The sequence below is a fragment of the Streptomyces sp. NPDC057543 genome (assembly GCF_042801895.1).
In the GTDB taxonomy this organism is placed as follows: Bacteria; Actinomycetota; Actinomycetes; order Streptomycetales; family Streptomycetaceae; genus Streptomyces.
The window spans coordinates 1-6,336 of sequence record NZ_JBHVFF010000393.1 but is presented as its reverse complement, the minus strand read 5'-3'; the positions used below and the strand labels follow the sequence as shown (position 1 = coordinate 6,336).

Below are 6,336 nucleotides of genomic sequence, written 5' to 3'. Positions count from 1 at the left end.
AGCCGGGGCCGTGCCCGATGGCGCCCGACCGGCCCGGTGCGCATGCCACGGCATGCCGCCGGGTCGGCGGGCGCCATTGCCCTGTGCGGCGGACACCCTGCCGGGGCCCTTTGCCAATTCCGGTCATGAACCGGCTGGTTGACGCCGCCCGACCGGCCTCCGGCCCGGTGCCCGACCCGGCGCGGCGTCCGGCGGCCCATGTCAGACTTGGCGCCATGGCGAACCGTGAACCTCTCAAGCCCTTTCTGCTCGCCTTCCCCGGACCGCTGCGCGATCGCCTGGTGGCGGCGGTGCTCGCCGGTGCGAAGGTGTCGACGACCGGGCTGCTCGCGGAGTACGAGGCGGAGAAGGAGGAACTGCCTCCGGTGGGCGAGCGGTCCGCGCTGATCGACTCGGACGGCCGGGAGATCGCGGTGCTGGAGGTGACGGAGGTGCGGGTGCTGCGCCTCGGTGACGTCGATCTCCAGCATGCGATCGATGAGGGCGAGGGGGACAGATCGGTGGCCGAGTGGCGTGCGGGGCACGAGAAGTTCTGGCACAGCAGGGAGATGCGGGAGGCGCTCGGCGACCCGGAGTTCACGGTCGACGACGACACCATGGTCGTTGCCGAACGGTTCCGGGTCGTCGAGCTGCTGGATCCCGTCGCGGGCGCGACGGAACGGTAGGCGGGGCCGGGCAGCTGGTGCCCTACGGCTGCGACGCGAGGACGCGGACGGTGTGCACCGCCAAGTGGTCTCCCCCACCCCGGCGTTCTTCACCTACGGTCGCGACGGGGCCGAGGCGGCGAAGGACTCGCGAATCTTCGACGACCTCGCGCTGGAGATCGTCGCCCCGGCACACCGGACCCGGGAGAGCGCGTCGACGAGGACCAGGTGGCGCAGCTTCAGCCGGTCGTCGAGGAGACGCGGGATCTTCACCCCGCCGACTCTGTCCGCGCCGGGTCCGGCCACCCCGGACGGGCCCGGGAGCCCGCCGCACGTACCCGCCAGGACAGGCCCGGGAGCCCGCCGCACGTACCCGCCAGGACAGGCCCGGAAGCCCGCCGCACGTACCCGCCAGGACAGGCCCGGAAGCCCGCCGCACGTACCCGCCAGGACAGGCCCGGAAGCCCGCCGCACGTACCCGCGCCCGCACACACCGGTCCGAGCGGGCCGCCCGGGCCGGTGAGGGTGAGCGGGGCCCGGGAGCGGGCACCGGGCACCCGCTAGCCGACGGCTTTCGCCGCCGCCCGGCCCGCCGCCCGGCCGGAGAAGACGCAGCCGCCGAGGAAGGTACCTTCCAGCGAGCGGTAGCCGTGCACCCCGCCGCCGCCGAAACCGGCCGCCTCCCCCGCCGCGTACACGCCGGACAGCGGTGTGCCGTCCTCGGTGAGCACCCGGGAGGACAGGTCCGTCTCCAGCCCGCCGAGCGACTTGCGGGTCAGGATGTTGAGCCGTACGGCGATCAGCGGACCGGCCTTGGGATCGAGGATGCGGTGCGGTGACGCCGTACGGATCAGCTTGTCCCCCAGATACGTGCGGGCGCCGCGGATCGCGGTGATCTGGAGGTCCTTGGTGAAGGGGTTGGCGATCTCGCGGTCGCGGGCGGTGATCTCGCGGCGCAACTCGGCCTCGTCGATCAGCGGCTCGTCGGTGAGCGCGTTCATCCCACGGACCAGTGCCGCGAGGTCCTGCTCGACGACGAAGTCCGCCCCTTTGTCCATGAACGCCTTCACCGGCGCCGGTACGTCCGCGCGGGCCCGGCCGAGCACGTCGCGGATCGACTTCCCGGTCAGGTCGGGGTTCTGCTCGGAGCCGGAGAGCGCGAACTCCTTGCCGATGATCTTCCGGTCGAGGACGAACCAGGTGTAGTCGTATCCGGACCTCATGATGTGTTCGAGGGTGCCGAGGGTGTCGAAGCCGGGGAAGAGCGGGACCGGCAGTCGCTTGCCGCGGGCGTCCAGCCAGAGCGAGGACGGTCCCGGCAGGATGCGGATGCCGTGCCTGGCCCAGATCGGGTTCCAGTTCTCGATGCCCTCGGTGTAGTGCCACATCCGGTCGCGGTTGATGTGGTGCGCGCCCGCCTCCTCGGTGATGCCGAGCATGAGTCCGTCGACATGGGCGGGCACGCCGGAGAGCATCTTCGCGGGCGGGGTGCCGAGCCGCCGGGGCCACTGCTTGCGTACGAGGTCGTGGTTGCCGCCGATGCCACCGGAGGTGACGATCACCGCCTGGGCCCTCAACTCGAAGGTGCCGGCCGTCACCCGGCTGCTGGCGGTGCCGCGGGCGGCCGCGCTCGGCTCCAGTATCTCGCCGGTCACCGTGTCGACGGTGCCCGCGGTGCGGGCGAGGCCGGTGACCCGGTGGCGGAACTTCAGCCGGACGAGGCCCTTGGCGACGCCCGCGCGGACCCGGCGCTCGAAGGGGGCGACGACGCCGGGACCGGTGCCCCAGGTGATATGGAAGCGCGGTACGGAGTTGCCGTGGCCGTTCGCGTCGTAGCCGCCGCGCTCCGCCCAGCCGACGACGGGGAAGAGCCGCAACCCCTGGGCGTGCAGCCAGGAACGCTTCTCACCGGCCGCGAAGTCGACGTACGCCTCGGCCCACTTCCGTGGCCAGTGGTCCTCCTCGCGGTCGAAGCCCGCCGTGCCGAGCCAGTCCTGGAGGGCCAGCTCGTGGCTGTCCTTGATCCGCATCCGGCGCTGCTCGGGCGAGTCGACGAGGAAGAGACCGCCGAAGGACCAGTGCGCCTGGCCGCCGATGGACTGTTCGGGTTCCTGGTCGAGCAGGATCACCGAGCGGCCCGCGTCGACCAGTTCGGCGGTGGCCACCAGACCCGCGAGCCCTGCCCCGATCACGATCACATCAGCGTCGTACGCCATGGGTTCCATCCTTGTCGGGGGTCGGAGGCGGAGCGATCCGGCCACGGTCACGGTGAGGATCCGGCACGGACGCCGGAGGTTACTCGTGCGTCAGATCCTCTGTACCGGCCGCTGCGGCGTCAACCGCCCGGTCGGCGGCGCCCCGGCCGCACGCATGCGGCGCAGGCGCTATCGTCGATACGAATCACCCACTTCTGGCCTGACTTGAGGTAGAAGCGTGTCGGTGCTGGTTCTCGTACTCGCCGTGAGTGCCGCCTGCTGTCTGGGGTTCGGCTTCGTCCTCCAGCAGGACGCCGCTTCCCACGCGCCGAGGAGCGACTATCTCTCCTTCCGGCTGCTGCTGGACCTGATGCGGGTACGGAGCTGGCTGGCCGGTATCGGGCTGATGGTCTGCGGCATGGTGCTGGGCGCCCTGGCCCTGGGCAAGGGCGAGCTGTCCATCGTCGAACCACTGCTCGCGACCAATCTGCTCTTCGCGATGGCCCTGTCGCGTCATCGCACCGGGCAGCGGCTCGGTCGGCAGGGCTGGGCCGGGCTCTGGATGCTGGCCGGCGGAGTCGCCGCGTTTCTTCTGGGGGGCGAGCCGCGGGGCGGTGAGGCGGTGACCGATCCGCTGCGGCATTGGCTGGTGATCGGTGTGGTCGTGGGCGTGGCACTGCTGCTCACCACCTTCGCCAAGCGCCATCAGTCCGGGGTCGCCCCTGCGCTGCTCGCGGTGGCGGCCGGGCTGCTGTACGGACTCCAGGACGCCCTCACCCGGGTCACCGGCCAGCGGATTTCGGAGGACGGCTTTGCGACGCTCGCGACGGCATGGCAGCCGTATGCGGTGGTGGCGCTGGGGGTGACGGGCCTGCTCCTGGTGCAGAGCGCGTTCGAGACGGGCCCGCTACGGGTCTCGCTGCCCCCGCTGACCGCCGCGCAGCCGCTGGCCGGGATCGCCTGCGGGGTCGGTTTCCTCGGTGACCAGCTGCGCACCGACCCCGGCGCGCTGGCCTGGCAGGCGGGCGGTCTCGCGGCGATCGTCGTCGGGATCGTGCTGCTGGGACTGCATCCGGCGATGCCGGAGGGGCCCGTGGGCGGGCGCCGGGAGAAGAGCCTGCTGCCGAGCTGAGCGGCGGCACGTGCCCTGCGGGCACGTCCGGGTGCGCCCCGCCGCACACCCTCGGTGCGCCCCGTACGTCCTCCCCGTACGTCCTCCCCGTACGCCCTCCCCGTACGCCCTCCCGGTACGTCTCCCTGGTCACAGGGAGCCGTCCGCGCTGGTCTTTAATAATGGCCAGCATTAGAATGGCCGCATGGCGAGAGCGTCGGGACAAGAGACCAGGGACAAGCTGATCCGCGCGGCCGAGGAGGTCTTCGCCGCGCAGGGCACGGACGGTGCCCAGTTGCGGGACATCGTCCGGCTGGCCGGGCAGAGCAACCCCTCCGCGGTCCAGTACCACTTCGGCTCGCGGACCGGGCTGCTCGACGCTGTGATGGCCGGCCGCCAGGCCCGTACCGAACGGGTGATCGCGCCGCTGCTCGACGGGCTGGGTACGGACTGCGGCGTACGGGAACTGCTCACCGCGCTGGTGACGGCCGAGGCGAGCCTGCTCGCCGACGACCGGGGCCGCCGCTGTCTGCGGATCTCGGCCCAGCTCAGCCATGAGACCGGACTGCGGACCGGCCGGCCGCACCCCGCCCTGGACGGCACCGCCTACGGGGAGCTGATCGGGCGCATCGGGAACTGCCTGGGCGAGTTGCCCGGGCCCGTCCGCCTGGAGCGTCTGGATCTGGCGCTCACTCTGATCGGCGCGGCGCTGGCCGACCGCGCCCGCCAGGGACTGGACGGCACCCGCCCGCTGACAGGCGAGGCGTTCTTCCTCGCCGACCTCGTCGAGACCACCACCGCGTTCCTGCACGCACCCGTGCCGGACGGCGCGTGAACCACCCGCACCACACGTAAGGACATGCCATGACCGACAAGAGCAAGCTCGGCGACAAGACCGTCATCATCACCGGCGGCGCCCGGGGGCTGGGAGCCGAGGCCGCCCGCCTCGCCGTGGCGGGCGGCGCCAACGTGCTGATCACCGATGTGCTCGACGAGGAGGGCGCCGCCACCGCCGCGGAGCTGGGGGCGCGGGCCCGCTTCCTGCACCACGACGTGACCTCCGAGGAGGACTGGCGGCGCGTCGCCGGTTTCGCCGTCGCCGAGTTCGGGCGGATCGACGGCCTGGTCAACAATGCCGGGATATCGACCGGCCAGCCGCTGGAGACCGAGACGGTCGAGCACTTCCGCAAGGTCGTCGACATCAACCTGACGGGTGTCTTCATCGGCATGCGGACCGTGATCCCGGTGATGAAGGAGAACGGTGGCGGCTCGATCGTCAACATCTCCTCGGCCGCCGGACTGATGGGCCTCGCCCTGACCTCCAGCTACGGCGCGTCCAAGTGGGGCGTGCGCGGTCTGACGAAGGTCGGCGCGGTGGAGCTCGGCACCGCGAAGATTCGGGTGAACTCCGTGCACCCCGGCATGGTCTACACACCGATGACCGCGTCCGCCGGCATTCAGCAGGGCGACGGGAACTACCCCAACACCCCCATGGGCCGGGTCGGGGAGGCCCCGGAGATCGCCGAGGCGGTCGTCTTCCTGCTGTCGGACGCCGCCTCGTACGTCACCGGCGCCGAACTGGCCGTGGACGGCGGCTGGACCACGGGCCCGACCGTCAAGTACGTCATGGGGCAGTGATCACTGCGAGGGTGGACCTGTCAGTCCTCTGATGTTGGATGAGGGCATGACTCCTTCTGACGAGATCCTGGACATCGTCGACGAGAACGACGTGGTCGTGGGACAGGCCCCGCGCGGTGAGGCGACCGCACGGGGCCTACGCCATCGCTGCGTCTTCATCGAGGCCCGGGATGCCGACGGCAGGCTCTTCGTGCACCGCAGGACCCCCACGAAGCTGGTCTTCCCGTCCCATTACGACATGTTCGTCGGCGGGGTGGTCGGGGCCGGCGAGTCGTACGACGAGGCGGCGCTGCGGGAGGCCGAGGAGGAGCTGGGGGTCACGGGGCTCCCCCGTCCCGAGCCCCTCTTCAAGTTCCTCTACGAGAGCGCGGAGCACTCCTGGTGGTCCCACGTCTACCAGGTGCGGTGCGAGCTGCCGGTGCACCCGCAGGTGGAGGAGGTCGCCTGGCACACCTTCCTCACCGATGCGGAGCTGGAGCAGCGGCTCGGCGACTGGGAGTGGGTGCCGGACGGCCTGGAGACGTATCAGCGGCTGCGCGCTTTCCGGGCGGGCGGGGCGGTCTCCTGAGCCGGGGCTGCGACTGCCGGCCGGTCTGCCACCGACCAGCACGTGCCCGGCACCGCGTCGCGGCCCCCGATTGCCGGACGCTCCGACGACCTCACCCGCGATGGAGAGTGGATCAGCGAGCGGCGTCATGCGGCTTCGAATCCAAGGCGGAGGAGGGAAGCGACGCGGAGCGTCGTTGAC

General features: G+C 71.5%; 7 protein-coding genes. 5 read left to right on the top strand and 2 right to left on the bottom strand.

Annotation, left to right across the window (positions count from 1 at the left end):
• The first annotated feature begins 215 nt into the window (after positions 1–215).
• Positions 216–665, top strand: a complete 450-nt coding sequence (locus ACFU8Q_RS37955; protein ID WP_384463655.1) for an ASCH domain-containing protein — start codon at positions 216–218, stop codon at positions 663–665.
• Positions 666–758: 93 nt separating this feature from the next.
• On the opposite strand, the gene ACFU8Q_RS37950 is transcribed toward ACFU8Q_RS37955, so the two are convergent.
• Positions 759–917, bottom strand: coding sequence for a hypothetical protein (locus ACFU8Q_RS37950; protein ID WP_384463652.1), 159 nt, complete (start codon positions 915–917; stop codon positions 759–761).
• Between the two features lie 287 nt (positions 918–1,204).
• A complete protein-coding gene (locus ACFU8Q_RS37945) occupies positions 1,205–2,860 on the bottom strand; it encodes an FAD-binding dehydrogenase (protein ID WP_384463649.1) in 1,656 nt (551 codons plus the stop codon).
• A 217-nt stretch (positions 2,861–3,077) separates the two neighbouring features.
• On the opposite strand from ACFU8Q_RS37945, the gene ACFU8Q_RS37940 reads away from it, so the two are divergent.
• The 4 genes from ACFU8Q_RS37940 (at position 3,078) to ACFU8Q_RS37925 (ending at position 6,156) form a co-directional block, all read left to right on the top strand.
• Positions 3,078–3,971 (top strand): DMT family transporter, encoded by an 894-nt coding sequence (locus ACFU8Q_RS37940; protein ID WP_384463647.1) that lies wholly within the window; start codon positions 3,078–3,080, stop codon positions 3,969–3,971.
• A 184-nt stretch (positions 3,972–4,155) separates the two neighbouring features.
• A complete protein-coding gene (locus ACFU8Q_RS37935) occupies positions 4,156–4,785 on the top strand; it encodes a TetR/AcrR family transcriptional regulator (RefSeq protein WP_384463644.1) in 630 nt (209 codons plus the stop codon).
• A gap of 29 nt (positions 4,786–4,814) precedes the next feature.
• On the top strand, positions 4,815–5,588 hold the full coding sequence (locus tag ACFU8Q_RS37930) for a glucose 1-dehydrogenase (protein ID WP_384463641.1): 774 nt from the start codon (positions 4,815–4,817) through the stop codon (positions 5,586–5,588).
• Positions 5,589–5,634: 46 nt separating this feature from the next.
• Complete coding sequence (locus ACFU8Q_RS37925) at positions 5,635–6,156, top strand: NUDIX domain-containing protein (RefSeq protein WP_384463638.1); 522 nt, start codon at positions 5,635–5,637, stop codon at positions 6,154–6,156.
• Positions 6,157–6,336 lie beyond the last annotated feature (180 nt).